This window comes from Methylobacterium sp. Leaf125 (assembly GCF_001423085.1).
Taxonomy (GTDB): Bacteria; Pseudomonadota; Alphaproteobacteria; order Rhizobiales; family Beijerinckiaceae; genus Methylobacterium.
The window spans coordinates 126,106-151,255 of sequence record NZ_LMNU01000004.1 but is presented as its reverse complement, the minus strand read 5'-3'; the positions used below and the strand labels follow the sequence as shown (position 1 = coordinate 151,255).

The 25,150-nt window shown below is 70.1% G+C and carries 17 protein-coding genes; 9 read left to right on the top strand and 8 right to left on the bottom strand.

What is annotated here, in order from left to right; genetic code table 11:
- The first annotated feature begins 17 nt into the window (after positions 1–17).
- Complete coding sequence (locus ASF58_RS07745) at positions 18–4,676, top strand: hypothetical protein (protein WP_055949878.1); 4,659 nt, start codon at positions 18–20, stop codon at positions 4,674–4,676.
- A 114-nt stretch (positions 4,677–4,790) separates the two neighbouring features.
- Here ASF58_RS07745 and poxB read toward each other — a convergent pair whose 3' ends face one another.
- The gene (gene poxB / locus ASF58_RS07740) at positions 4,791–6,551 is read right to left on the bottom strand and encodes a ubiquinone-dependent pyruvate dehydrogenase (protein WP_055949875.1); all 1,761 of its coding nucleotides are present in this window, start codon (positions 6,549–6,551) and stop codon (positions 4,791–4,793) included.
- Positions 6,552–6,859: 308 nt separating this feature from the next.
- Between poxB and ASF58_RS07735 the strand changes: the two genes are divergently transcribed.
- Positions 6,860–7,138, top strand: coding sequence for a hypothetical protein (locus ASF58_RS07735; RefSeq protein WP_055949872.1), 279 nt, complete (start codon positions 6,860–6,862; stop codon positions 7,136–7,138).
- A gap of 36 nt (positions 7,139–7,174) precedes the next feature.
- Positions 7,175–7,444: a PilZ domain-containing protein gene (locus tag ASF58_RS07730; RefSeq protein ID WP_244477219.1), complete on the top strand. Its 270-nt coding sequence runs from the start codon at positions 7,175–7,177 to the stop codon at positions 7,442–7,444.
- A 10-nt stretch (positions 7,445–7,454) separates the two neighbouring features.
- Here the strand turns inward: ASF58_RS07730 and ASF58_RS07725 are convergent, their stop codons facing one another.
- From ASF58_RS07725 to ASF58_RS07695, 7 genes are read right to left on the bottom strand one after another with little or no spacing between them, the layout of a single operon-like run.
- Positions 7,455–8,738, bottom strand: a complete 1,284-nt coding sequence (locus ASF58_RS07725; protein WP_055949867.1) for a hypothetical protein — start codon at positions 8,736–8,738, stop codon at positions 7,455–7,457.
- Positions 8,735–10,531, bottom strand: a complete 1,797-nt coding sequence (locus ASF58_RS07720; RefSeq protein WP_055949864.1) for an alpha/beta fold hydrolase — start codon at positions 10,529–10,531, stop codon at positions 8,735–8,737. Before ASF58_RS07720 ends, ASF58_RS07725 begins: the two co-directional genes overlap by 4 nt.
- Positions 10,521–12,959 carry a glycoside hydrolase family 2 protein gene (locus tag ASF58_RS07715; RefSeq protein ID WP_244477218.1) on the bottom strand — a complete coding sequence of 813 codons (2,439 nt, stop codon included), beginning with the start codon at positions 12,957–12,959 and terminating at the stop codon, positions 10,521–10,523. Before ASF58_RS07715 ends, ASF58_RS07720 begins: the two co-directional genes overlap by 11 nt.
- 6 nt (positions 12,960–12,965) lie before the next feature.
- Positions 12,966–13,940: a DUF1839 family protein gene (locus ASF58_RS07710; RefSeq protein WP_082512906.1), complete on the bottom strand. Its 975-nt coding sequence runs from the start codon at positions 13,938–13,940 to the stop codon at positions 12,966–12,968.
- 4 nt (positions 13,941–13,944) lie between these two features.
- Positions 13,945–14,913: an amino acid--[acyl-carrier-protein] ligase gene (locus ASF58_RS07705; protein ID WP_082512905.1), complete on the bottom strand. Its 969-nt coding sequence runs from the start codon at positions 14,911–14,913 to the stop codon at positions 13,945–13,947.
- Entirely contained in the window at positions 14,913–16,076 is a 1,164-nt protein-coding gene (locus ASF58_RS07700; protein ID WP_055949862.1) for an acyl-CoA dehydrogenase family protein, read from the bottom strand. The genes ASF58_RS07705 and ASF58_RS07700 overlap by 1 nt, the downstream gene beginning before the upstream one ends.
- A complete protein-coding gene (locus ASF58_RS07695; protein WP_244477217.1) occupies positions 16,073–16,327 on the bottom strand; it encodes an acyl carrier protein in 255 nt (84 codons plus the stop codon). The genes ASF58_RS07700 and ASF58_RS07695 overlap by 4 nt, the downstream gene beginning before the upstream one ends.
- A gap of 438 nt (positions 16,328–16,765) precedes the next feature.
- On the opposite strand from ASF58_RS07695, the gene ASF58_RS07690 reads away from it, so the two are divergent.
- From ASF58_RS07690 to ASF58_RS07665, 6 genes are all read left to right on the top strand, one after another.
- Positions 16,766–17,854, top strand: a complete 1,089-nt coding sequence (locus tag ASF58_RS07690; protein ID WP_055949856.1) for an acyltransferase — start codon at positions 16,766–16,768, stop codon at positions 17,852–17,854.
- A 252-nt stretch (positions 17,855–18,106) separates the two neighbouring features.
- Positions 18,107–19,294 carry a glycosyltransferase gene (locus ASF58_RS07685; protein WP_055949853.1) on the top strand — a complete coding sequence of 396 codons (1,188 nt, stop codon included), beginning with the start codon at positions 18,107–18,109 and terminating at the stop codon, positions 19,292–19,294.
- Between the two features lie 12 nt (positions 19,295–19,306).
- Positions 19,307–21,505 (top strand): polysaccharide biosynthesis tyrosine autokinase, encoded by a 2,199-nt coding sequence (locus ASF58_RS07680; RefSeq protein WP_055949851.1) that lies wholly within the window; start codon positions 19,307–19,309, stop codon positions 21,503–21,505.
- 110 nt (positions 21,506–21,615) lie between these two features.
- The gene (locus ASF58_RS07675; protein ID WP_055950099.1) at positions 21,616–22,722 is read left to right on the top strand and encodes a glycosyltransferase family 4 protein; all 1,107 of its coding nucleotides are present in this window, start codon (positions 21,616–21,618) and stop codon (positions 22,720–22,722) included.
- Positions 22,723–22,766: 44 nt separating this feature from the next.
- Positions 22,767–23,909, top strand: coding sequence for a glycosyltransferase family 1 protein (locus ASF58_RS07670; protein ID WP_055950095.1), 1,143 nt, complete (start codon positions 22,767–22,769; stop codon positions 23,907–23,909).
- Entirely contained in the window at positions 23,890–25,149 is a 1,260-nt protein-coding gene (locus tag ASF58_RS07665) for a glycosyltransferase family 4 protein (RefSeq protein WP_055949847.1), read from the top strand. The genes ASF58_RS07670 and ASF58_RS07665 overlap by 20 nt, the downstream gene beginning before the upstream one ends.
- Position 25,150 lies beyond the last annotated feature (1 nt).

Genomic DNA, 25,150 nt, shown 5'->3' with positions numbered 1-25,150 from the left:
AGGGAGACAGGGACGCCATGTATACGATGGACGGTAATCTCGGTGAATGGGCGCCTTCCGATCGTCTCAATCCTGTCGGCAGCGGGCCGACGGATTACGGCCTCTACGGGCACATCGAGGGCGGCGTGGCTTCCTTCGCCATCACGGCCCCCGCCGGAACCGCGATCGGGACCTACACCACGCTCTGGCTCGACACCGACGCCAGCGCGGCGACCGGATACACACTCTTCGGCCTCTACGGCGGCTACGATTTCAACATCAACATCGCGCCGGACGGGAAACCCTATCTCTATACGGGGGCCGATGGGGGGAACCTCGTCTCGGGCACACCCCTCGCCTACGCCTACAATGCCGATCGCACGGTGCTGGAATTCAGCCTTCCGACCGCGCAGATCGGTGGGCCGATCAGCCTGAACGTCCTCGCGGACGTCAACAACGCGGTCTTCATTCCCGGCGATTACGCGGCAGGCCCCTACACGATCGCGGAGACCAATCAGCCCGGGGACCTGACCCTGTCCGGCCTGACCAACGGCGATGCGACCGAAGGCACGCCCATCGTGGCGACCCTCAGCGATGCCGATGGCCTGATGCCCGGTGGGACGGTGCTCTACACCTTCCTGGATATCGTCACGAATCAGGTGCTGCAGGCGACCGCGTCCAACAGCTACACGCCGACCTACGGCGACAGCGGCAAGATCATCGCCGTCACGGCCACCTACACCGACGCCCTCGGGCACGCGGACACCGCTTCCGCCTCGGCCGGCACCGTCATCGACGTGGACCGGGCCGGCAGCCTCCTCCTGTCGGGCTCGGTGGCGGAAGGCGAGACGGTCAGCGCCAGCCTGTCGGACCCCGACGGGGTCCCGGCCGCGGGGAGCGTGAGCTACGCCTTCCAGCTCGACGGCAGCACGGTCGAGACGAATACCTCCGGCCAGTACACCCTGGGCTACGCCGATGCCGGTAAGGCCCTGTCCGTGGTCGCGAGCTACACCGATGGGCAGAGCCATGCCGGCGTTGCCTCGGCCACGGGCGGCACCGTGGTGGACGTGGATCGCGCCGGCATCGTCCTGCTCTCGGGCCTCGTCGCGGAAGGCCAGACCGTCAGCGCCAGCCTGTCGGATCCCGACGGCACCCCGGCGCCGGGGAGCGTGACTTACGCCATCCAGCTCGACGGCAGCACCGTCGAGACCAACACCTCCGGCCAGTACACCCTCGGCTATGCGGATGCCGGTAAGCTGCTCTCGGTGGTCGCGAGCTACACCGATGGGCAGGGCCATGCCGGCATCGCCTCGGCCGCGGGTGGCGCCGTCACGGACGTGGACCGCGCCGGCAGCCTCCTGCTGTTGGGCCCGATGGTGGAAGGCCAGACCGTCAGCGCCAGCCTGTCGGATCCCGACGGGGTCCCGGCCGCCGGTGGGGTAAGCTACGCCTTCCAGCTCGACGGCAGCACCGTCGAGACCAACACCTCCGGCCAGTACACCCTCGGCTACGCCGATTCCGGCAAGCTGCTCTCGGTGGTCGCCAGCTACACCGATGCGCAAGGGCACGCGGACATCGCCTCGGCCGCAGGCAGCACCGTCACGGACGTGGATCGCGCCGGCAGCCTGATCTTGGTGGGGTCGATGGCCGAGGGCCAGACGGTGAGTGCCGTCCTGTCGGATCCCGACGGGGTCCCGGCACCCGGCGCCGTGCGCTACGCCTTCCAGCTCGACGGCAGCACGGTCGAGACCAACACCTCCGGCCAGTACACCCTCGGCTATGGCGAGGCCGGCAAGGTCCTCGCGGTGGTTGCCAGCTACACGGATGCTCAGGGGCATGACGGCGTGGTCGCGGCCGCGGGCGGCACCGTCACGGACGCGAACCGGGCCGGCAGCGTCCTGCTGTCGGGCCTCGTCGCGGAGGGCGAGACGGTCAGCGCCAGCCTGTCGGACCCCGATGGGACTCCGGCGCCGGGGAGCGTGACTTACGCCTTCCAGCTCGACGGCAGCACCGTCGAGACCAACACCTCCGGCCAGTACACCCTCGGCTACGCCGATGCCGGCAAGGTGCTCGCGGTGGTCGCGAGCTACACGGATGCGCAGGGCCACGCGGACATCGCCTCGGCCGCGGGTGGCGCCGTCACGGACGTGGACCGCGCCGGCAGTCTCCTGTTCTCGGGCCCGATGGTGGAAGGCCAGACCGTCAGCGCCAGCCTGTCGGATCCCGATGGGACTCCGGCGCCGGGGAGCGTGAGCTACGCCTTCCAGCTCGACGGCAGCACGGTCGAGACCAACACCTCCGGCCAGTACACCCTCGGCTACGCCGATGCCGGCAAGGTGCTCGCGGTGGTCGCGAGCTACACCGATGCGCAGGGCCACGCGGACATCGCCTCGACCGCGGGCGGCACCGTCACGGACGTGGACCGCGCCGGCAGCCTCCTGCTGTCGGGCCCGATGGTGGAAGGCCAGACCGTCAGCGCCAGCCTGTCGGATCCCGATGGGACTCCGGCGCCGGGGAGCGTGAGCTACGCCTTCCAACTCGACGGCAGCACCGTCGAGACGAATACCAGCGGCCAATACACCCTCGGCTACGCCGATGCCGGCAAGGTGCTCGCGGTGGTCGCCAGCTACACCGATGCGCAGGGCCACGCGGACATCGCCTCGGCCGCGGGCGGCAGCGTCACGGACGTGGATCGGGCCGGCAGCCTGTTGCTGTCGGGCCTGATGGCGGAGGGCCAGACGGTGAGTGCCGTCCTGTCGGATCCCGACGGGGTCCCGGCCGCCGGCGGAGTGCGCTACGCCTTCCAGCTCGACGGCAGCACCGTCGAGACGAATACCAGCGGCCAATACACCCTCGGCTATGCCGATGCCGGCAAGCTGCTCTCGGTGGTCGCCAGCTACAGCGATGCGCAGGGCCACGCGGACATCGCCTCGGCCGTGGGCGGCAGCGTCACGGACGTGGACCGGGCCGGCAGCCTGCTCCTGTCCGGCCCGATGGCGGAGGGCCAGACCGTCAGCGCCAGCCTGTCGGATCCCGATGGGGGCCCGGTGCCGGGAGGGGCGAGCTATGCCTTCCAACTCGACGGCAGCACCGTCGAGACCAATGCCAGCGGCCAGTACACCCTCGGCTACGCCGATGGCGGCAAGGTCCTCTCGGTGATCGCGAGCTACAGCGATGCGCAGGGCCATGACGGCGTGGTGGCGGCCGCGGGCGGCAGCGTCACGGACGTGGACCGCGCCGGCAGCCTACTCCTGTCCGGCCTGGTGGTGGAGGGCCAGACGGTGAGCGCCAGCCTGTCGGACCCCGACGGGGGCCCGGCGCCGGGGGGCGTGCGCTACGCCTTCCAGCTCGACGGCAGCACGGTCGAGACCAACACCTCCGGCCAGTACACCCTCGGCTACGCCGATGCCGGCAAGGTGCTCTCCGTGATCGCCAGCTACACCGATGCCCAGGGGCATGACGGCGTGGTCGCGGCCGCGGGCGGGAGCGTGGCGGACGGGGACCGGGCCGGCAGCCTGGTCCTGGCCGGCCTCAGCGAGGGCAAGGCCGTCGAGGGACAGATGCTCACCGCCCGGGTGACGGACGCGGATGGCGACCCGGCCGCCGGCAGCGTGGCCTACGACTTCACGCTCGACGGGATCGTGGTCGAGACGAACACCACCGGGGTCTATACGCCCGGCTACCAGGATGGCGGCAAGTCGCTCACCATCGCTGCGTCCTACACCGATGGCCTGGGCCATGACGGGCGCGCCACCGAGACGATCGGGGCGATCATCGACGTGGGATCGCGCGACTCCGTCACGTTCAACTTCGCCTTCGACGCCTCGCAGGTCCGGATGGACGAGGGACGCGCGTTCCTCATCGATCCGAACGGGCTGTCCCACGACGTCACCGGGATCTACGAGATCAGGTTCACCGATGGGACCATCGTCGAGAACGATGCGAGCCCGCTGGTCGACGACCTGTTCTACTACGGGAGCAACAAGGACGTCTGGCGGGACGGCATGGATGCCGACACGCACTACGCCCAGTTCGGCTGGCAGGAGGGCCGCGATCCGAACGCCGCGTTCTCCACCACGGGCTACCTGGCGGCCAATGCGGATGTCGCGGCCGCCAAGGTGAATCCCCTGACGCATTACGAGACCCAGGGCTGGAAAGAGGGCCGCGATCCGTCGTCGAGCTTCGACAACGAGCTCTACCTCGCCCGGAATCCCGACGTGAAGGCGGACGGCATGAATCCCCTGACCCACTACCTCGCGTTCGGTCAGGCCGAGGGACGCGAGACCTACGACGCCGTGGGCCGCGCCACCGACCTGAACACGCATCCGGGCTTCGACGCGGAATACTATCTGCTGTCCAACCGCGACGTCGCCCAGGCGGCGCTCAAGGCCGGCGGGGACAGCTTCGCCTTCGCGTACCAGCACTACGAGACCAACGGCTGGCACGAGGGCCGCAACCCGAATGCGATCTTCGACACCCAGGCGTACCTGAACGCCTACGCGGACGTCGCCGCGGCGAACATGGATCCGCTGGCGCATTATCACGCGTTCGGCTGGAAGGAAGGGCGCGACCCCTCCGCCAGCTTCCACACCAACGCGTACGAGGCGGCCAACCCGGACGTCGGCGCCGCGCAGATGGACCCGATGCTGCACTACCTGCAGTTCGGCGCGATCGAGGGCCGTTCCCCCTTGGACTGACGGCCTTGGGCTGACGGCCTTGGGCGGCCGGGCGAGACCCGGCCGCGCCCGCGGCGGTGGTTCGGGGCCGGGGGGCCGGCCGGCGAACTCGGGCCGCTCGCGCGGCTCCGGGTCTCAGCGCAGGAGGTTCGTCTTCGCCAGGTCGAGCACCGAATCCCCGCGCCCGCTCATCACCGCCCGCAGGACGTAGAGGCTGAAGCCCTTCACCTGCTTGCCGTCGATCTTCGGGGGCATCGAGAGTTCCTGGCGGGCCACCACGCAGTCGAGGAGGGCCGGACCCGGATGGGTCATCACCTCGCGCACGGCGCCCTCCAGCTCGGCCGGGTCCTCGACCCGGACGGCATGGATGCCGGCGCCGCGGGCCATGGCGGCGAAGTCCGGGTTGTCGAGGGACACGCCGGTCTCGATGTAGCCGGCGGCCTTCATCTCGAGCTCGACGAAGCCGAGGGTGCCGTTGTTGTAGACCACGATCTTCAGGGGCAGCTGCTGCTGGCGCAGGGTGAGGAGGTCGCCCATCAGCATGGTGAAGCCGCCGTCGCCGGAGAGCGAGACCACCTGCCGGTCGGGATAGGCCGATTGCGCGCCGATGCCCTGCGCCATGGCGTTGGCCATCGAGCCGTGCACCCAGGAGCCGATCAGCCGGCGCCGGCCGTTCATCTTGAGGTAGCGCGCCGCCCAGATCGTGGGGGTGCCGACATCGGCCGTGAACACAGTGTCGTCGTCGGCCGCCTCGCTGACGAGCTTGGTCAAGTATTGCGGGTGGATCGGCTGCGGGCCGGATTTCAGGCCGAACCAGCTCCGGGTCGGCGTGACCGTGGCGAGGTCGTCGAGGTCCTCCCGCGCCTTGGCGTAGTGCTTCAGGGCGGCGTCGAGATGCTTGCGCTCGGACTTGACCGTGAGCTTCGGCAGCAGGGCCCGGATGGTGTCGTCCACGTGGCCGACGAGGCCGAGGTCAAGCTTGCACCGGCGCCCGAGCTGGCCCGGGCGGATGTCGACCTGCGCGATCGTGGCGTCCTGCGGGTAGAACTGCCGGTAGGGGAAGTCGGTGCCGAGCATCAGCAGCGTGTCGCAGGACATCATCGCGGCATAGCCCGAGGCGAAGCCGATCAGCCCGGTCATGCCGACGTCGTAGGGGTTGTCGTACTCGACCACGTCCTTGCCGCCGAGCGCATGCACGATCGGGCTCTTCAGGGCCTCGGCGAGCTGGAGCAGCTCGGCATGGGCCCCCGCGCAGCCGCGCCCGCACAGCAGGGTGATCCGCTCGGAGCCGTTCAGGAGGTCGGCCAGCGCGGTGAGCTCGGTCTCGGCCGGCCGCACCACGGGCCTGGGCGGGATCAGCCCCGCATTGGGGGCGACCCCGCGGGTGGGCGCGTCCATCAGGGCGACGTCGCCCGGGATGATCACCACGGCGACGCCGGAGAGGCCGATCGCCGCCCGCATGGCGTTCTCCAGCACCTGCGGCAGCTGGGAGGCGTCGCCCACCATCTCGCAGTAATGGCTGCACTCGCGGAACAGCTCGCCCGGATGGGTCTCCTGGAAGTAGCCCGAGCCGATCTCGGACGAGGGGATATGGGCCGCGATGGCCAGCACCGGGGTGCGGGTGCGGTGGCAATCGTAGAGGCCGTTGATCAGGTGGACATGGCCCGGCCCGCAGGACCCGGCGCAAACCGCGAGTTTGCCCGAGAGCTGGCTGTCGGCCCCCGCCGCGAAGGCCGCCACCTCCTCGTGCCGGACATGGACCCAGTCGATGGTGCCCCGGGCCCGCAGCGACTCGGTCAGCGCGTTCAGGCTGTCGCCGACGATGCCGTAGATCCGCTGGACGCCCGCCTGATCCAGGGTGTCGACGATGAGGTCCGCGACGGTGACGATCTTCATGGCGCTCGGCTCCGGTTGTCCCCCTGCCGAACGGGACGTCGCACCCCCCGGTTCCACCTGAGGGTTGTGTCCCGTGCACAGCTGTCACCCGGGGGCGTTGGCCCGTCGCGCGACCTCGACACGACCTCCGCCGTATACCCGGCGCGGTTTTCCCGCCCGGACGTCCGCGTTGCAGGCTTTCTCGCGGGGTACGGGCAATTTGAGCGACCCGGTTAGGCCGTTCTTCGCACGGCCCCCTGAATCCTGCGATATCCGAATCCTGCGACGTCCGAATCCTGCGATATCCGATCGGTCTCGAGATCCGTCCCATGCAAGACCGCCGCGCCGCGCCCTGGATCCGGTCCGATCACGCCGGCCGCCTCACCCTCGACAAACCCGTCAAGATCGCCTGCCGGGTCGATGATGTCTCCCGGATTGGGGTCAGGATCACCCGGCCGGATGCCGCCTCGGTGCCGCGTCCCTGCCTGCCGACGGCCTCACCGCTGAACAGTCGCAAGGTCTTCCACATCGTCCGGCCCACCCAGGACATGCTCGGTGCGCTCTTTCGATGCCGATCCGCCCCGGGCATCGTCGTTACCGGGTCGTAACCACTCAGGACTTACCTTCGCTCAGACCACAACCACATGGCACTCCCGATGGAAGAGAGACGATCCGAGCCCCGTTCCCGCACGTTGCTGGCAGGCAAGATCGCGTTGCACGGTGGCGGAGTGATCGACTGCACCCTGCGCAACCGCTCCCCGTCCGGCGCCCGCCTCCGGGTCGCCAGCGTGGTCGGCATTCCCGACCGCTTCACGCTGCTTCTGGAGATGCAGGGCGAGCGTCGCCCGGCCCGGGTCGCCTGGCGCAAGCCGGGTGAGATCGGCATCCAGTTCGTCGACGAACCGGCCCCTTAGGACCGGCGGACTACCAGATCTCGAGCACGGCGAGGCGGTCGGTGACCGCCACCGTGAAGGCCTGCATCGGCGCCAGCGCGGTGACGCTGACGACGCCGTCATCGCCGAAGCGGTGCAGCCGCAACCGCCGGGGCGGGCTCGAAAGGTGCAAGTCCACGGCGCGCGGCGCGCTGTCCGGGCGGGGCGCCCGGGCGTTCCGGTCCCAGCCGTCGAGCCCGAGCCAGATCGGCACCAGCAGGGCGCCGTCCGCCCGCGCGAAGCTGGCCGCCACGAGATCGGGCACGCCCACCGGCAGCACGACCCCGATGCGGTCCCGGGACGCCCGCGCCTCTTCTGCGCGGCCGTTGAACAGGCGGATCAGGCTTCGCACGGCTGCGAAGGACGCGCTCGGCGTGCCGTCATGGGCGATGAGGCCGAACCGGCTCTCCGGGTCGGCCTCGCCCCCGTCGAAGGCGGAGATCAGCTCGTAGAGATAGGTCCGCCGCACGCCCTGCAGGTAGCTCCATAGGAGCAGGCGCGGCAGGTAGCGGGCGCGGACGGCTTCCGAGACCGGCAGGTGGGCGCTCCGGGTGGCCAGGGCCGTGTGATAGCCCGTTTCCGTAACGATGACCGGCGCGGAGCCGAAGACCGGACGAACGGCCGCGACGAAACCGCCGAGACTGCCCGCCCCTCGGGTCTCGGGATGCTCCATCCCCGGATAGGCGTGGACATTGGCGAGATCGACCGAGGCGGACAGGTTCTCCGCGGCGGCGATGTTGGCCTGGATGTAGCTCGGTCCGGCAACCCGGACGGTGCGATGCCGCGGGGTGTCCCGCACGGTGCGAAACAGCGCCGCCTGATGATCCGCGGACAGGCGGGCAAGGCCCGCCCGCGCGGCCACCGGCGGCTCGTTGCCGCCCTCTACGACGACGAGCCCGTCCTCGGCCCAGTCGGCAATCTCGGCGAAGCGCTCCGGGGGTACGCGGGGACCGGGCGTCAGTCCGTCGTAGAAGACCAGACTGAAGCGGTAGCCCCGGCGGGCGAGGCCGGCGATCCGCTCGAACTGCCCGGCAGGCTCCGTGCCGACGAGGACGATGTCGTCGCGCAGGTGACGCAGGCCGAGGTCGTCGAGAGCGGCGGCGCACTCGGCAAAGCGCGCGACGTAGGGCGAGCCGCCATGGCCGAGATGCACGTTGATGCCGATGGCATCGATCAGGTCCTCGCAGCGATGCACGGGCGCGGGCGCGGCCACGACCCGCGGCGCGAAGACCCCCGCCGCCAGGGCCAGGGTCGCCCGGCGGGTGAGCCGGCTCACGCCAGGCTCGCCAGACTGGTGGCTCCGGAATCGGTCTCGACGAGGCTGCGCGCTTCAACGCGAAACGCCTGAGCCTCCTGAACCGCCCGCAGGAGGTCGCGCAGGTGATGCCAGAGCAGGGCCTGGGCCGCGGGCGAGCTGAAGTTGTGGTCGACCTCCGGCACGATCGCCACGGGCGCGCCGAGACGCCGATCCGCCCGGCCGGGCGCGCGGCCGAGATGGCGATGCAGGGCGGCGAGCCCGGGGTCACCGGCGCTGTAGACGAGGCGGATCTCGGCACCCCGTCGTCGCAGTCGCGCGACCCGTCGGGCGACGGAGCCGCCGGGGGAGATTGGGTTTACGAGGCGCCGCAGCCGCCGCACGGCGGCCGCGAGGCTGCGCTTGGCCAGGGTCGCACCGATCGCCCGCACGTGGATCTCGCCGCGCAGGAGCCGCCGCCAGGTCGCACCCCGCTTGAGCAGCGCCGCGTAGGTACCGGTGCTGCCGAAAGTCTGGCGAATCGCGGCGTCGACATCCTCGTCCGGGTCCCAATCGAAGCAGTAGAGGTTGACGAGGAGCGCTCCATCGACCCGCGCGTCGCGGCAGAGGGCCTGGAACGCCGCATGGGCGCCGCTGCAAGTGCCCACGAGGACGATGGGTCCTCGGACCTCGGCCAGGTGATCGAGGGCCTGGCCCACATCCGCGAACCCGTCGGGGGCGTAGGGCGGCTTGCGGCCATCAGACCGGCGGCCGCTGTCGCCGATGCCGGCGAGATCGAAGCGGAAGGAGGGAACTCCGTCCGCGGCGAGCCTGCGGGCGAGCGTCGTGGTCTGCCGGCCCCAGCCCGAATGCACGGTCATGCCGGTCGAGACGAACACCACCGTCGGCGCGCCCGGATCCTGCCGACGCGGCGTACAGCGGATGCCGAACAGGTCCGGCTGGAACCGGGCGGGCGCCTCGGACCAGTCGCTGCCGGCGAGGCGCGCCGGGCCGAGATGCAGGGGGATCGCGGGTCCGGCGATCGTCACGCCGTCCGTCGCGAAAGCGGTGATGCGATCGAAATCCGCCTCAGGGACCTCGGCGAAGATCGGGTCGCCGACGAGGAGCGGAAGGCCCGGCAGTGGTCCCGTCTCGACGGTACTGCCGAGCGCCGTCAGGCGTCCCGCCAGCGTCCGGGTTTCCGGGGCGAGGAGGAGGGTTCGCGGCGCCGGCGCACGCGGGATCGCGGTGGCGTCGAGGGCGCCGACATCGGCCAGGAAGGCCGCATCCATGCGGAAGCCCCCGACGGACAAGCCGTCCGGATCCGCCGTCGGGGCCACACCCCCCGCGACACCGCCCACCGTCCGGGCGCGAAGCCGCATCTCGCGGAGATAGGCGCGTCCGGTGACGGCCGGCGCCAGCAGGACCAAGCGGTCGACAGCCTCCTCCTGGGCCGCCAGAAGAGCCAGGTTGGCGCCGAGACGCAGGCCGACGAGGACGATCTCCGTGACGCCGGTCGTCTCGCGCAGGAAGCGCACTGCTCGGCGGATTGCCGCAACATTGGCCGAAACCCGCGCCTCGGCTGGATCGCCAGAGTTGCCCTCCCCCGGATAGTCGAACCGCAGGGTCGGGCAGCCGGCCGCGGCGATCCGATCCGCCAGGGCACGCCAGGGGCGATGGGCGGCCATCTGCTCGAACCCGAAGGCGCCGCACAGGACCACGCCACGCCGGCCCGCGGCCGGGTGGATCCACCCGAACAGGTCGTCGAAGGTCACCGGCATGGCGGCGTCGGGCGCCGCGCTCGTCCCATGCTGGTGGCGGACCTCACGCGTCATGACCGAACCTCACGCTCTCTCTACTGTTGAGGGCCGCGATCATGCCCTGCGGGAGCTGCTGGCAACCGGGAAAGCGAACCAGCCTGTCCGACCCCGGCGCTAGGTGGAAGCCACTGTCGCAGGGCCGCGCCGCGGAACTCCGTACGGTCACAGCGAGAGCGAGGTGGTCGGTTCCGACGCGCAGGGTCGGCACGGATGCACCCGCCACGGGTTCGACCCGCAGGCCGATCGCCTCGGGGGTGACCGGCCGGGTACCGGGAAAGTGGAAGCTCTCGGCGACGACCGCGCCGTCCGTATCGGTGAGACGGGCATGTGCCACGTCGTGGATGCGGGGGCCGAAGCGATAGCTGTCGGTGGCATCGAAGAAGCGGCCGAGCATCTCGGCCGAGGATAGGGTCAGGGAGGCGCGCGGGTCGAGCGTGATCCCGCGCTCGGCCCGCGCCGCGACCTTGCCGGTTCGGTCCGCGAAGGTCAGTGCGAGGCGCAGGTCCACAGGCCCGGCGGTCTCGTTGTGAACATGGATGTATAGACCGCCCAGGCCCTCGTCCGACAGGGTGACCTGAACCGGACGGAAGGCCCGCTTCAGAGCGTACCACCCGGATTTTGGAGCTTGGGTCCAGTCGATCACGCCCCAGCCGGTGCCTGGTCCGAGGTCGCGCAGGAACCAGACGAGGCCGCCGGCTGTCGGAGAGCGCGCTCGGCGCCACTCGGCGAAGGTCTGCTCCATGACCTCGGCCACGGCAGCGCGGCCGAGCTCGAGGTAGCGCTCGGGATCGTCGGCGCGCAGGGCGGCGGGATCGACCCCGTAGAGCAGGCCGACATAGTGGTCGCGCACCTGCTCGAAGTCCCAGTCGGCGCCCCGGTCGCGGGGGATGCCGCGCGTCCAGATCGGATCGGCGGGCCGTCGCTGCCCGAGCGTCGCCGGTTCCGGCAGGTTGGCGAAGGCGAGGCATTCGCTGGCGAAGCCCACCTCGGCCCAGCGCGCATCCTCAAGAGGCCGACGATAGGCACCGACGCCGTAATAATGGGTACAGCCCGCGCTCGGCAAGAACGGCAGGTCGCCGCCCGACGGCGAGTTCGGCACCACCACGAGGTCGGGACGGGTGTCGGCGACGAGCCCGGGCAACGTTTCGCTGCAGAAGGCGTCGGCCCAGACGGTCCGCGGCGCTCCGAGCATGGCCGCCTGCTGCCAGACCTCGCTGCCGCCGCAGATCACGGCGAGGGAGGGGGCGAGCTGAACTCGGTCGAGCACGCCCGTCACCTCGCGTGCGAGCGCGTCCGTAAAATCGGCGGCGTCGTGCGGATAATCGAAATTCGCCAGCATCAGGTCCTGCCAGACGAGGATGCCGGCGGCGTCGCAGAGGTCGTAGAATTCGGACGCGGGATAGAGGGTGGTGCCGGGGACGCGCAGCATGTTCATGCCGGCCTCGCGCGCGAGGTCGACGAGGGTGCCGCACTCCGCGGTGCCGAGGCCGACGAGGTCCGACGGGGTCCAATTGGCGCCACGGCAGAACACCGGCACGCCGTTGACGGCGAGGGCCAGACCTTCTGCGAAGGGACGTGTCAGCGCCAGGGTGCGAAAGCCTGTCCGGCCGAGATCGATTGTCGTGCCGTCGATCGCCACGCTCACGGCATGGAGGTGGGGCGTGCCGTGGGTATGGGGCCACCAGGGCGCAATGCCGGGCAGCGCCAAGGTTCCGGCGTACAGGCCGGGCGCGGATTCTGTCAGGACGATCGCCCGCCCGTCGCAATGCAGCGTGACCGACGCGGGGTGGCCGCTGATCCGAAGGCGCGCCGAGAGCCGGCCTGCGTCGGCATCATAGATGGCCCGAAGGTCGGCTTCCACCAGACCGGGGTGCTGGGGCTCCACCGTGATCGGGCGGTAGGGACCCACGAGGTCGATTTCCGGGCACCAGCCCGGCATGAACCCGAGGAGGCTCGTGCGGACGTGGCGCAGGGAGCCCGGAGTAATCATTCGGGGGCGCCAGCGGCCGCGCTTCGACGGGCGGTCGAGCTCCGCCTTGAGCGACCGGAAGCAGAGGGCCAGCTCGGTCCCCGGCCGGAGATCGGCCTCGACGGCGTGAGCCTCGAACATCGAGCGTGAGACCAAAACGGGCACGCCGTCGAGCCACACCTCGGCGAGCGTCGCCAAGCCCTCAAAGCGCAGGCGGACGGGGCCACTGCGGGCCAGCGGACCCCGGTACCAGACGTCCTGATCATGAATCGGCGTCGGGGTCGCCTCGGACCAGAGTCCGGCGCCCCGCAGGGCCGCGGCGGCGGTACCGGGCACCGGGGCGGGGATCCAGTCGGCGGACTCCAACAGGTCGCCAGGCCCGGTCCAGGCACCGGGAGGCGTCAGGGTGAGCCGCCAGGGGCCGTCCACGGCCTGCGGCACGACACCGTCGATCGACCGGATTCGGGCCACCATCCGCCCCTATCGATCGAGCGCGCGGTCGAGGGCCGCGAACACGTCCGCGTAGGTGGCCGCGAGCCGGTCGAGACGCGCTGCGAGGCCGTCGGCACTGCGGCGGTGAAAGGCCCGGGCAAGCTGGAACTGGAAGGCCTTGGCCTCGACGGCGAGGCGTGAGGCCACGTCCGAGGCGGGGGCGAAACGCCCCGCACCCGCCGCCTCAAGCCAGGTGAGATGGCTCGCGAGCATCTCGAAATTCGCGCCGAGCTGGCGCGTGGTGTTGAAGGCGTAGGCGTGGAAGATCCCGAGGGGGCGCTGAACCAAGGCTGGTGCCGTCCGCGTGAGAGTGTCGTGAAACGCCAGGATCGGGTTGTGCCCTGGCGCCCGGTCGCGGTGGCGTCGGAGCAGGTCGAGCGCGGCGCCCGGCAACTCCGCCGGGCTCATGGGAGGGGCGACCGCCTTCACGAACTCCGCGTAGGGCGGCAGCACGGCGGATCCGAAGAGGCCATGATAATCGTCGCCGGAGAGCCGGAAGCGCCCGGCATTGTGGAGGTAGTCGAGCTCCCGTGTGTCCGGGTCGAGAGCCAGGATGCCGATCGTGGTCTTGCCGTGCTCCCGGCCGTAGGTGGTGCCCTGGGTGTCGGGCAGGTAGATCGCGTCGACCTCGACCAGCACCGGCCGGCCCTGGCGGACCTGGATCAGCGCCTGTGCTTCGAGGGTGTCGTAGACCGCGAGTTCCAGCACCTCGAGCCCGTAGAGCCGCTCGAGATCGGCTGCCTGTGGCTTGAAGAACGTGAATTGGTCGCCCTCGAAATCCTGCCGCAGGGTGAACCCCAACATCGCCTCCGGCACGAGGCCGCGCCCGTGCAGGAGTTCGATCCAGAGGTCGACATAGCAGTTCGTCTCCGGCCAGTTGCGATCAGCTCCATGCAGCGGATGCGGCGCGTAGGGCATCGCGGGGCCGAGCCCCGGCGCCGGCTGGAGAAGGGCGGCGGTCACCAGCTCAACCCCACAGGGTGGTGCGCACGGAATCCGGCCAGGCAGCAAGGTCCAGGCCGTGATGGCGCAGGAGCGCCAGGGTGATCCGCTCCAGGCCGAAGCCGACGCAGGCGGTGTGGGCGACGCTGCCGTCGGCTTGGCGCAGGTCCCAGGTCGTTCCGAAATGGTCCTGGTGGTAGTTGAAGCTGAGGCAGGCGGTCGGCTTCTCGACGCTGTTTACGGGCACGTTCAGCTCGAACTTGAGGTTCTGCTGGCGCTGGTTGTTGGCGAGCATCCGACCGGCCCGGCCGAAGAAAGGATCGTTTGCCACGTCGATCGCCAGCGGCAGCGCGAGGCTGCGGATCATCTCGCTGCCGCGGGCGAGCCAGGATTCGCGGAAGGCCAGCACCTGCTCAGGGCTGCCCATGCGGACGAATTCGCGCATCCGGAAGAGCTGCATCCGGGTCGGCTCCAGGCTGGGCTCGCGCCGGAAGCAGTAGGATTGCAGGTCGAACAGGCCACCCTCTGCGGGCAGACGGCCGCGCGCTGCGGCGGCCGGGTAGAGGGGGTAGCAGGCCGCGGGGGTGAGCACGATGTCCGTCGCCTGCTGGTGGCCGGTCCAGTCGTTCCGGGCCTCGACGCAGGCGAGAAGCTCGGCATGCTCCGCCTCGTTGCCGCAGAAACTGTGCACCGTGCCGGCGAGGTTCGGGAAACCCTTCAGGTAGCCGCTGCGCTCGAAAGCCGGCCGGCTCATGGCGGGGGGAAAGCGCATCACCTCCGCGCTATCCGTCGCACCGAGTCGGCTGATCAGGCGCTCGAGGGCGTCGACGACGCTCTCGAAGGCGCCGCTGCGGCCGTAGAGGCCGTCGACGCCGGTGCGCACCAGGAGGCCCTGGTCGAACAGGCGGTCGAGGAAGCTCGGGACGGCGCCCGAGGCATCGTCAAAGATCTCGGCGGCTCCGGAATCTGCCGGAAGAGAGAAGGTCGAGTCCATCACGCGCTCATGAGCTGGCCGCCGCCCTTCTGCACGAGCAGAAGCTTGGCGGTGTTGGCGAGGATGCGGTCGTTTCCGATCATCAGCGGTGCCGACAGGATGTCGCGCAGTGGCCGGCCGAGGCTGAAGGGCGTGCCGTTCTTGTAGCCGGCGAGGCCGACGATCGAGAGGGCGCGCTGCACGATATCGACGGCCATCTCGGAGGTGGTCGTCTTCAGGTTGTTGAGCATGACGGAGAAGCCGATCGACCCGATGGTGTCGGCGTCACCCTGCGCGTCCTCGTAGCGGCGGAGCGCCGACACGATGGCGGCCCGCATCGCCTGGAGGGTGTTGGAAACTTCCGCGAGGCGCAGGGCCGTGGGCGGCACCTGTCCCGGCTGGCGCCGGGCCTCGGCCTGCACGAAGGTGCGGGCGCGGTCGACGGCGGAGTTGGCGATGCCGAACCAGACGCTGCTCCACAGGAGGTGCGAAGAGGCCAGCATCGACTGGGCCGCGATCTCCGCGAAGGGCTTGGGCAGGATCTGCTCGACGGCAATATCCCGCGCCTCCAGACGAAAGCCGTCGCTGCAGGTGCCGCGCATGCCGAGGGTGTCCCACACGGTCTTGCACTCCAGGGAGATCTGGTCGGCGAACAGGGCCACCAGCACTTGGTCGGAGCCCGCGGCTTCGGGGTGACGTCGGGCGGTGGCGAGGATCAGGTCCGCCTGCGTCCCGTAGGAGATCACGGAGGCGTCCTTGCCGAGGGCGAAGACGCTGCCGGTGGTCTCGACGGCGCAGAAGCTGGTACGCAGGTCGCCGCCGATTCCAGCTTCCGTGGTCGAGGAGGCGACGAGGAGCTGCTCCCGGGCGATCTGTTCCATCAGGTGGCAGTGCCAGGCGCTGTCCAGCCCATGTGTCACGAGGCTCGCGACCTTGATGTGGTGCATGGCGAACACCATCGCGGCACTGCTGCACGCCTGCCCGAGGGTGCTGCACAGGTCCGCGATCTCTCTCAGCCCCGCGCCTTCGCCGCCGAATTGGCTCGGGATCTGTAGTCCCAGCAGGCGCTCCGCCTTGAGGGCCGTGACCGCCTCCAGCGGGAAGCGACCGTCGCGGTCGACCGAGTCGGCGTGAAGCGCAGCGACTGCCGCCGCGCGCTGCCCGCGCTGGGCCACGGTGCTCATGCGGCCTTGGGACGAAGGACGGTGGCCACGGTCTCGCGGATCGCAGCGATCGACGCGAAGGACTTGCGGGTTAGGAACTCGTCCGGAAATTCGATGCCGAACCGCTCCTCAAGGGCCAGCATCAGCTGGACCGAGCCGAACGAGTCGAGGCCGCGATCGAACAGGCTGTCGTCGTCGCCGATCTGTTCGGCGACCGGGGCCAGCGCCTCATTGGTTGCGAGGATCTGGCGGATGTCCTGGGATGTGACCAAGGTACGGCTCCTGTCTAAGCACTGATTCATGTATTGGTCATCCGAATGAATTGTCAAACAACAAGGAGCGCAATGGTAAATACCGGCCTCTGTTGTATGCAATTGAGCTTGCCGGCTAAGGGCCTTCTGATGCTCACCCGCGTGCCGAACCTTGGCGCAGCCTCTTGATCTTCGCGCAGATCCTTGCAGTTGGCGCCCTTCCCGGATCTCTTCCTAAGACCGCCCTCCTAAACAATTCGCCGTCAATCTCAGCGCGCGGGTGAAACACCTGATAATGTGATGAACAAACTCTGACGATGATTGACGAAATGCGCAATGATTCAGGATAATGCCTGGAATGACGTGACTTTGCCAACCGTTTAGCGCTCAAGTTTGATGATCAGGCGTTGTTCGGGGTCCGCTCCGGTTCGGCGGACGCACGCGATCCTTCGGCGAGAGATGATCTACAACCTGCAGATCCTGCGCGCCCTGGCGGCCTACTCGGTCTTCCTGACGCATTTCGGACTGTACGCGGGCCCCATCCTGCCGAGGCCTGACGCCCTGGCTTTCGGAGCGGCGGGCGTGGACGTGTTCTTTGTCCTGTCCGGCTTCATCATGTTCGTGAGCACGGCTGGTCGGCGTGAGAGCCCTGGCCGGTTCCTGCTCCGCCGGGCGATCCGGGTGGTGCCCCTCTACTGGCTCGTCACCCTTGCGCTGGCGCTGATCGCGCTTGCCGGACTGAAGCCGATCGGCATCGTCGAGCTGCGGCTGGACTATGTGGTGCAGTCACTGCTGTTCCTGCCGTTCTCGCGGGGCGGCTACGTCGAGCCCCTCAATTCGGTGGGCTGGACGCTCAATTACGAGATGTTCTTCTATGCCGGCTTCGCTGGCCTGCTGATGCTGGCAGGCCTGCGGGCGCGAATGATCGGCCTCGCCGCCGCCTTCGGCGCGGTGATCCTTCTCGGCCTGGCGCCTGTGCCGGGGCTCTACTGGGCCTATTACACGAAGCCGATCGTGCTCGAATTCGTCGCCGGCGCGGCTCTCGGGTACGCCTATCTCCGCCTGGGGACGCCCACGCCCGGCTTTCCCGTTCGGCGGACAGCCGGCGCCGCCCTCGGGGTCGCAGGCGCCCTCATCCTCGGTGGCCAGGTGGTCGCGGGGGCCCTCGGCGCCGATCTGGAGATGACGGGTTTCCTGCGTCCGCTCATTTGGGGGAGTGCGGCGGTGCTGGCGGTCGGCGCGCTGCTTCTGCTGGAGCAAGGCGACATCGTCCTGCGCGCGCGCTGGCTCTTCTCGCAGGGGAACGCCAGTTATGCGTTCTATCTTATCCACAACCTTATGTTGCACGTCAGCGCCAAGGCGGCGGCCATTCTGGTGGCGCCCGGTCCCCAGCGCGTCGCGCTGGTCTTCGTCCTGGCCTTCAGCGCCTCCGTGCTCCTCGCGGAATGGCTGTTCCGCTGCGTGGAAAGGCCCATCGGAGCCGCCTTGCGGCGGGTGTGCGACGGGAGCCCACGTCCTGCAGCACTGCCCGGGCCCGTTCCTCTATGACTGGATAAAAGCCGCTTCGCGCGACCGCCCCCTACCCGGATCCCTAATAAAAACCTAAGACGGGTGAGGAGATTTTCGATAAAAGCATCCGTAAAGCATTATCTGTAAGTAATAATCGCTTGTGACGCTGCTTTAAGACCTGGGTCGATCATAGTATTGAAGTTCGAAGAGAGAATGCTCTCCTGGGTCGGTGGTCTTGCCGCCCGTCGGCGGAGATTCTCTGTGTCCGGCATGCCGGCGAGGATGGTTCGGATGCGCGTAGCGATCGTTCACGACTGGTTATACGTGGTCGGAGGCGCCGAGCAGGTGCTTCGCCAACTGCTGAAGATCTATCCTCAGGCGCATGTCTTTACCTTGTTCGACTTTTTGCCCGAGTCCGCCCGGGCCTATCTCGGCTACACGCAAGCGCGCACCAGCTTCATCCAGCGCCTTCCCTTCGTGCGTACGCGGCACCGGCACTACCTGCCGCTGATGCCGCTCGCCATCGAGCAATTCGACCTGTCGAGCTACGACCTCGTCATCTCGAGCAGCTACGCGGTGGCCAAGGGCGTGCTCACCGGACCGGACCAGCTTCACGTGTCCTACGTCCACTCGCCCATGCGCTACGCCTGGGATCTGCAGCACACCTACCTGCGGGAGAGCGGCTGCGCGAGCGGCCTCAAGGGCCTGCTTGCTCGCCTCATCCTCCACCGGATGCGTCTGTGGGACTACCGCACCGCGGCCGGGCCGAACGCGATCATCGCCAATTCCGGCTTCGTGGCGCGGCGGATCCACAAGGTCTACGGCCGTGGCGCCGAGGTGATCCCTCCGCCCGTCACCCTGTCCAGTCAGCGCTACGACGGGCCCCGCGGGAACCACTTCCTGGTGGCGAGCCGCCTCGTGCCCTACAAGAACGTCGAGGCCGTGGTGCGCGCCTTCGCACAGTTGCCCGGCCTCAACCTCGTGGTCGCGGGCACTGGTCCGGAGGCCGAGCGGCTGAAGGCGATCGCGACGCCGAACGTCACCTTCGCGGGGTTCGTCTCCGACGAGGAGCTGCGCCGCCTCATGGCCACCGCCCGCGCCTTCGTCTTCGCGGCCGAGGAGGATTTCGGGATCATCGTGGTGGAGGCCCAGTCGGAGGGCACGCCCGTCCTGGCCCTCGGTCGCGGAGGAGCCCGCGAGACCGTGCTGGTGCGGGGGCCGAACCGCACGGGCATGTTCTTCGATACGCCCGAGCCCGATGCCATCGCGTCCTGCGTCTGCGACTTCATCCGCCAAGAGGACAGTTTCACCCGCGAGGCCTGCCGGAACCAGGCGGAGCCGTTCTCCGCCGAGCTGTTCCGCATCCGCTTCTCGCGCTTCGTCGACGAACAGCTCACGATGCATCGCGCCGCCTGCGAGCCACGCCTGCGCACCCTCCCTCGGCTCGAGGCTGTTCCCCGCTTCGAAGCCGTGTCCTGAGGAACGGCGCGCATGTCCCTCCTCACCCTCGACATGCCCGATCGCGCGCCGGTCGCCGGGCGCGTCCCCGAGCAGGACCGCGAGCGCGGCGGCGCCCTCATGGCGCCTCTCCTCAAGATCTGGCGCCGCCGCGTCCTGTTCGCGACCATCTTCGTCGCCATCCTCGGGCTCGCGGTGGCCATTCTGATCCGCACGCCGGCCCAGTACGTCGCGACCGGCTCCGTCATCGTGGCCGAGCCCGAGCCGGGCGCCAGCAACGCCTCGATGGCCTGGATCCAGAAGCTCGGCGACCCGGCCGATCTCGAGAGCCAGATCCTGGTGATCCGCTCGCCCCGCATGATGCGCCTCGCCGCCGAGAGCGGCCTCGCCGAGGCGGTGATGGCCGAGTGCCGTGAGACCGTCACCCGCGGGCACCCCGACCGGATCACGGAAAAGAAGAATGCCGTCTGCGCCAAGCTCGGTGCGGATCGCGACGCGCTCGTGGAGTATCTGCAGAAGCGCTACATGGTCGGCAGCGCCGGCCGCTCGCGCGTCATCGCCATCGGCTACAAGTCGCCGCTGCCCGAGGTGGCGCAGACGATGACCAACGCCCTCATCAACGCCTTCCTGGAAGACCAGCGCAACGCGCAGGCCTCGAGCCGCAAGGCGGCCACCGACTGGCTGTTCACCGAGATCAAGCAGCTCGACGCCTCGATCCGCGACGACGAGGCACGCATCCAGGCCTTCCGCCGCCGCAAGGGGCTTGTGAAGGGCGCGACCGGTCCGATCAGCGCCGAGCGCCTCACCGGGATCAGCCAGCAGCTCGCTGCCGCCGAGGCGGCCAAGGCAGATGCCGCCGCACGCCTGAAGGAGATCGAGGCCGACCGGCGCCGTGGCTCCGACAGCGCCCCGGCGGTGCTCGCTAGCCGCGCCGTGGGCGACCTGAAGCAGCAGATCAGCGGGGTCAGTGCCCAACTCGCCAATCAGAGCACTCTGCTCGGCCCGAACCACCCGACCGTTCGCGCTCTGCAGACCGAGCAGGCCAGCCTGCGCGCCCGGATCGACCGGGAGCTCGCCAACGTCGCCGACGGCCTGCGCAAGACCTACGAGGCCTCGAACACCCTGGCGCGCTCCCTGCGCGCCCAGATGGACAGCGCCAAGTCCGAGGCGGCCGCCGCGATGGACGACGAAGCCTCGATCGAGGGCATGGTCCGCAACGCGGAGATCAAGCGCGCCCGCTACGCCGACCTCGTCAAGCGGGCGAGCGAACTGGAGACCGAGCGCCGCATCCTCACCGGCAGCACCCGCCTGGTGAGCCTCGCCGAAGTGCCGCAGGAGGCGTTCTCGCCCAAGCCCGTGCCCTTCCTCGCCGGTGCCGTCGTGTTGGCGACCGTGCTGGCCGCCGGCGTCGCCCTGCTGCGCGATCTCGCCGACCGCCGGGTCCGCACGCCCGCCCAGCTGGTGGCCGGCACCGGCGCTCCGGTCTTTGCCCAACTGCCCTGCCTGGATGGCGGCGGCCTGATGGGCCGTCTCTCCGACCGGCGCCGGGAACTGCCCCTGGCCGAAGCCCTCCAGCGGGCGAAGGCCGACCCCGGCATGCGGAACGTGCTGCGGACCCTCCACGCCCACCTGTTCCTGGCGGGGGGCGACGGCTCGCGCACAGTCCTGGTGACCTCGGGCAAGCCGCGCGAGGGCAAGTCCTTCACGACTTTCGCGATCGCCGGCCTCAGCGCCGCGAGCGGCCGCCGCGTCCTGGTGATCGAGTGCGACCTGCGCCGGCCCAACTTCGAGGCGTCCCTCGGTCTCGGCCGCAGCCCGGGCCTCGCCGGCGTCCTGCGCGGCGAGATCGACGCGGCGGCGGCCGTCATCGCCAAGGACGGATTCGACGTCATCCCGGCCGGCGTCCCAACGCCGGACTCGACCGAGCTCCTGATGAATCACCGGATGGCGAACCTCCTGCGCTGGAGCCGGCGCTACGACCTGGTGCTCCTCGACAGTCCGCCGACCAGCCTGCTGATGGATGCCTGCATGCTCGCCCGTCACGTAGACGGCGTGCTCTGCTGCACCCGTGCGGGCCGCTCGCAGCTTTCCGACACGATCGAGACCGTGACGAGCCTGCGCAAGGCGGGCGGCGCCGTCCTCGGCATCGCCATGACGATGGTCAAGTCCGGCGGCCAGCCGGCCTACGAGGCGATGCCCCTGTCCTTGCCGCATCGCGCGGGAGCCGCCTGATGGCCGGGGTGCTCTCCACCGCGGTCGGGTCCGAACTCGCGCCCGCCGCGCCTCCGATCGAGACGCGGGCGGCCTACCCCCGGGTGCTGTTCGTCAGCCACACCGGCACCATGTCCGGAGCCGAGCTCGTCCTGCGGGACGTCGTCGGGGCCTGGCCGGACTCTCAGGCGTTCCTGTTCGAAGGCGGTCCCCTCGCCGATGCCCTGCGGGAGGCCGGCCTGACGATCCGTCTCGCCGCGCCGGGCGCCGATCTGTCAGGCCTGCGCCGGGACGTCTCCCCGCTGCACGCCCTTCCGGTGCTCGGGCGCCTCGCCCGTCTGGCGTGGGACCTCGCCGGGGCGGCGCGTGGCTGCGACGTGGTCTATGCCAATTCCCAGAAAGCTTTCCTGCTCGCGGCCCTGCCCACCCGTCTCGTCGGTCGCCCCTTGGTCTGGCACCTGCACGACATCCTCGACGGCGCGCATTTCGGCCGGGCGCAGCGGATCATCCAGGCCCGGCTCGCAAATGCCTGCGCGGTGCGCGTCGTCGTCCCCTCGCGGGCCGCGGCCGAGGCCTTCGTGCAGGCCGGCGGCCGCCGCGATCGGGTGACGGTGGTGCCGAACGGCCTCGACCTGACCCTCGACCCGCGCCCCGCGGCCGAACTGCGCGCGGAACTCGGCCTGCCGGTCGGTCCCCTCGTCGGCGTGTTCAGCCGTCTCGCGCCCTGGAAAGGGCAGGACGTCGTGATCGAGGCGCTGGCAGCGGTGCCGGGCCTGCGCTGCGTGGTGGTGGGCTCTGCCCTGTTCGGCGAGGATGCCTACGCGGCGACCTTGCGCGATCTCGCGGCGGCCCGCGGCGTCTCGGACCGGGTGCTGTTCCTGGGCCAGCGCAGCGACGTGCCCCGCCTGATGCAGGCCGTCGATGCGGTGGTCCATCCCTCCGTCGATCCCGAGCCATTCGGCCGGACTCTCGTCGAGGCGATGCTGGCCGGCGTGCCGGTGGTCGCCACCGATGCCGGTGCCTCCAGCGAGATCCTCGACGGCGGAGCCCTCGGCACCCTGGTGCCGCCCCGTCGACCCGATCGCATCGCCGCCGCCCTCAGCGAGATCCTGGATCGCCCGGAGGCCTTCGCGGAGCGCACCCGTCTGGCCCGCGAGCGAGCCCTTGCCCGCTACGGCGCCGCCCGGATGCAGGACGACCTCGCCGCCCTGATCCACCAGGTCGCCGCCCGCGCGTGACGCATACAGGCCATCCCCTCTTCCGAAGCTGCCGAGCCACGATGATGCGCGTCCTCGTCAACATGCCGAGCCAGCACGGGGGGCGCCCGTCCGGGGTGGCGCTGGTCGCCTTCCGGGTGATTGCCGGGCTGCTCGACCGGGGCAACGTCGCGGTCGTCCTGCGCTCACCCTGGACCCGCACGCAACTGCCCGAGGCGATCCGCGACCGGGTCGCGGTCCTGACGGTGCCGCGCCCGCGCCTGATGGTCCTCGATGTCCTGCGCCAGGCCGTCACCGTCCCGGCCCTTTGCCGGGCCGAGGGAATCGACGTGGTGCTGAACGCCGATCCCTACGGTGCGGCCTTCGGGGGCCGGGCCCGCGTCAGCGTCGTGCATGACATCTACTTCCGCACCATCCCGGACTGCACCGGGTGGCGCGAGGCGCTCACGACGGACCTGATCTTCCGGCTCGTTCTCGGCAACAGCGCCCGCGTGATCGCGGTGTCGGACACCACCCGGGACAGTCTCGGGCAGTTCTACCCCTCCTTGCGCGAAAGGGTCCGGACCGCGCCCTCCGCGGCCATGCTCGATGCGTCGGCATCGAGCGGCGTCGCGCCCGAAGCCACGCGGGGCGCCTACGTCCTGGCGGTGGGCAATGCCACCCACAACAAGAACTTCGCCACCCTGGCGCGTGCGGCCGCGGCGCTCTCCCACACCCATCCCGACCTCGCCATCGTCCATGTGGGCGAGGACCCGCAGGAGACCCTCGCGGCGGCCCTTTCGGGAGCGCCGGTGCGTCTGATGCGCCTGTCGCGCATCGGCGAGGATCGCCTTGCCAGCCTTTACCGGGGCGCCCTCTGCCTGTGCGTGCCCTCCTTCGCAGAGGGATTCTGCCTGCCGGTGCTCGAGGCGCAGACCCTGGGCTGCCCGGTGTTGTGCTCGGATCGCTCGGCGACGCCCGAGATCGCCGGGGATGGTGCGCTCACCTTCGATCCCACGGATCACGCCGCGCTCGCCGCGGCCCTGCGCCGCCTCCTGCACGAGCCCGGCCTGCGTGCCGACCTGATCGTGCGCGGCCACGCCAACGCCCGCCGCTACGACTGGGCCGAGACCGCCCGGCGCTACGAGGGCGTGCTGATCGAGGCGCTGCAGGACGCCGCCCGCCCGATGCCCGCCGGGGAGGCCGCGGATGCGCATCCTGCACCTTAGCTCCCTCTACGCCCCCGAGCAGGTCGGTGGCGCCGAACTGATGGTGGAGACCCTGGCCCGGATTCAGGCCGACCTCGGCCATGCCGTTGCGGTGGCCTGCGCCTCGCGCCGGTGGGAGGCCCCGACCCTGCAGGACGGGGTCACCGTCTATCGGACCGGACACGGTACGCCCTTCCACAGCCTCGACTGGCCGCGGCAGGGACGCCTCGACCGCCTCCGCTACAAGCTCGCCACGCAGTGGAACCGGCAGACGCTGAGCCGGATGGAGGCGGCGGTCCGCGATTTCGCCCCCGATATCGTGAACACCCACTCGATCTCGGAGATCACCCCGGCCATCTGGCCGATGCTCCGGCGCCTCGGCATTCCGGTAGTCCACACGCTTCACGACTTCACGAGCCTGTGCACCAACGGGGCGATGGCGAAGCACGGACGGGCCTGCGTCGGCCAGCACCTCAAGTGCCGGCTCTACGCCGAGCCCCACCGCCGGTGCCAGCGTGCGGTTTCCGCGGTTGCGGCAGTCGGCACCGACATCCTGGACCGGCACCTGGCCGCCGGCTTCTTCACCGCGATTCCCCACCCGCTCCGCCAGGTGATCTGGAACCCGATCGCCCCCGGCGGTCCTTCCGCACGCCAGCCGCGCCGGCCCGGCGACCCGGTCGTGTTCGGCTCCCTCGGACGCATCGAGGCCTCGAAGGGCACCGACGTGCTGCTGGCGGCCTGCCGCCACCTGCCACCCGAGGGCTGGCGCCTCGTCATCGCCGGCCGCGCGGCGGATGGACTGGAGCGATACCGTGCCCTGGCCGAAGGGTTGCCGGTAACGTTTGCCGGGTATGCCGACAAGGATGCCTTCCTCGACGCCATCGACTGTCTCGTCGTCCCACCGGTCTGGCCGGAAGCGTTCGGCCGCACAGTGGCGGAAGCCTACGGTCGCGCCGTGCCGGTGATCGGTACCGCCGTGGGTGGAATCAGCGAGCAGGTCGGCCCCGGTCCCTGGCTCGTCCCTCCCGGCGATGCCGCCGCCCTGGCCGCCGCGATGGCGCGGGTCGTGGCCGCGCCGGAGTGCCTTTCCGACGGTCTGTCCCGTGCCGAAGCCGTTCGATCGGGCACAGACCCCGACGCCGTCGCCGCCGCCTATCTCGCACTCTACGCCGCCGTTCGCGCTGGCGTCGCGGCCTCCCCCCATCCTCTCCCGCCGGTGGCCTTCTCCGAGCCTCCGCGTCTCGACGAGTGTCGCCCATGAC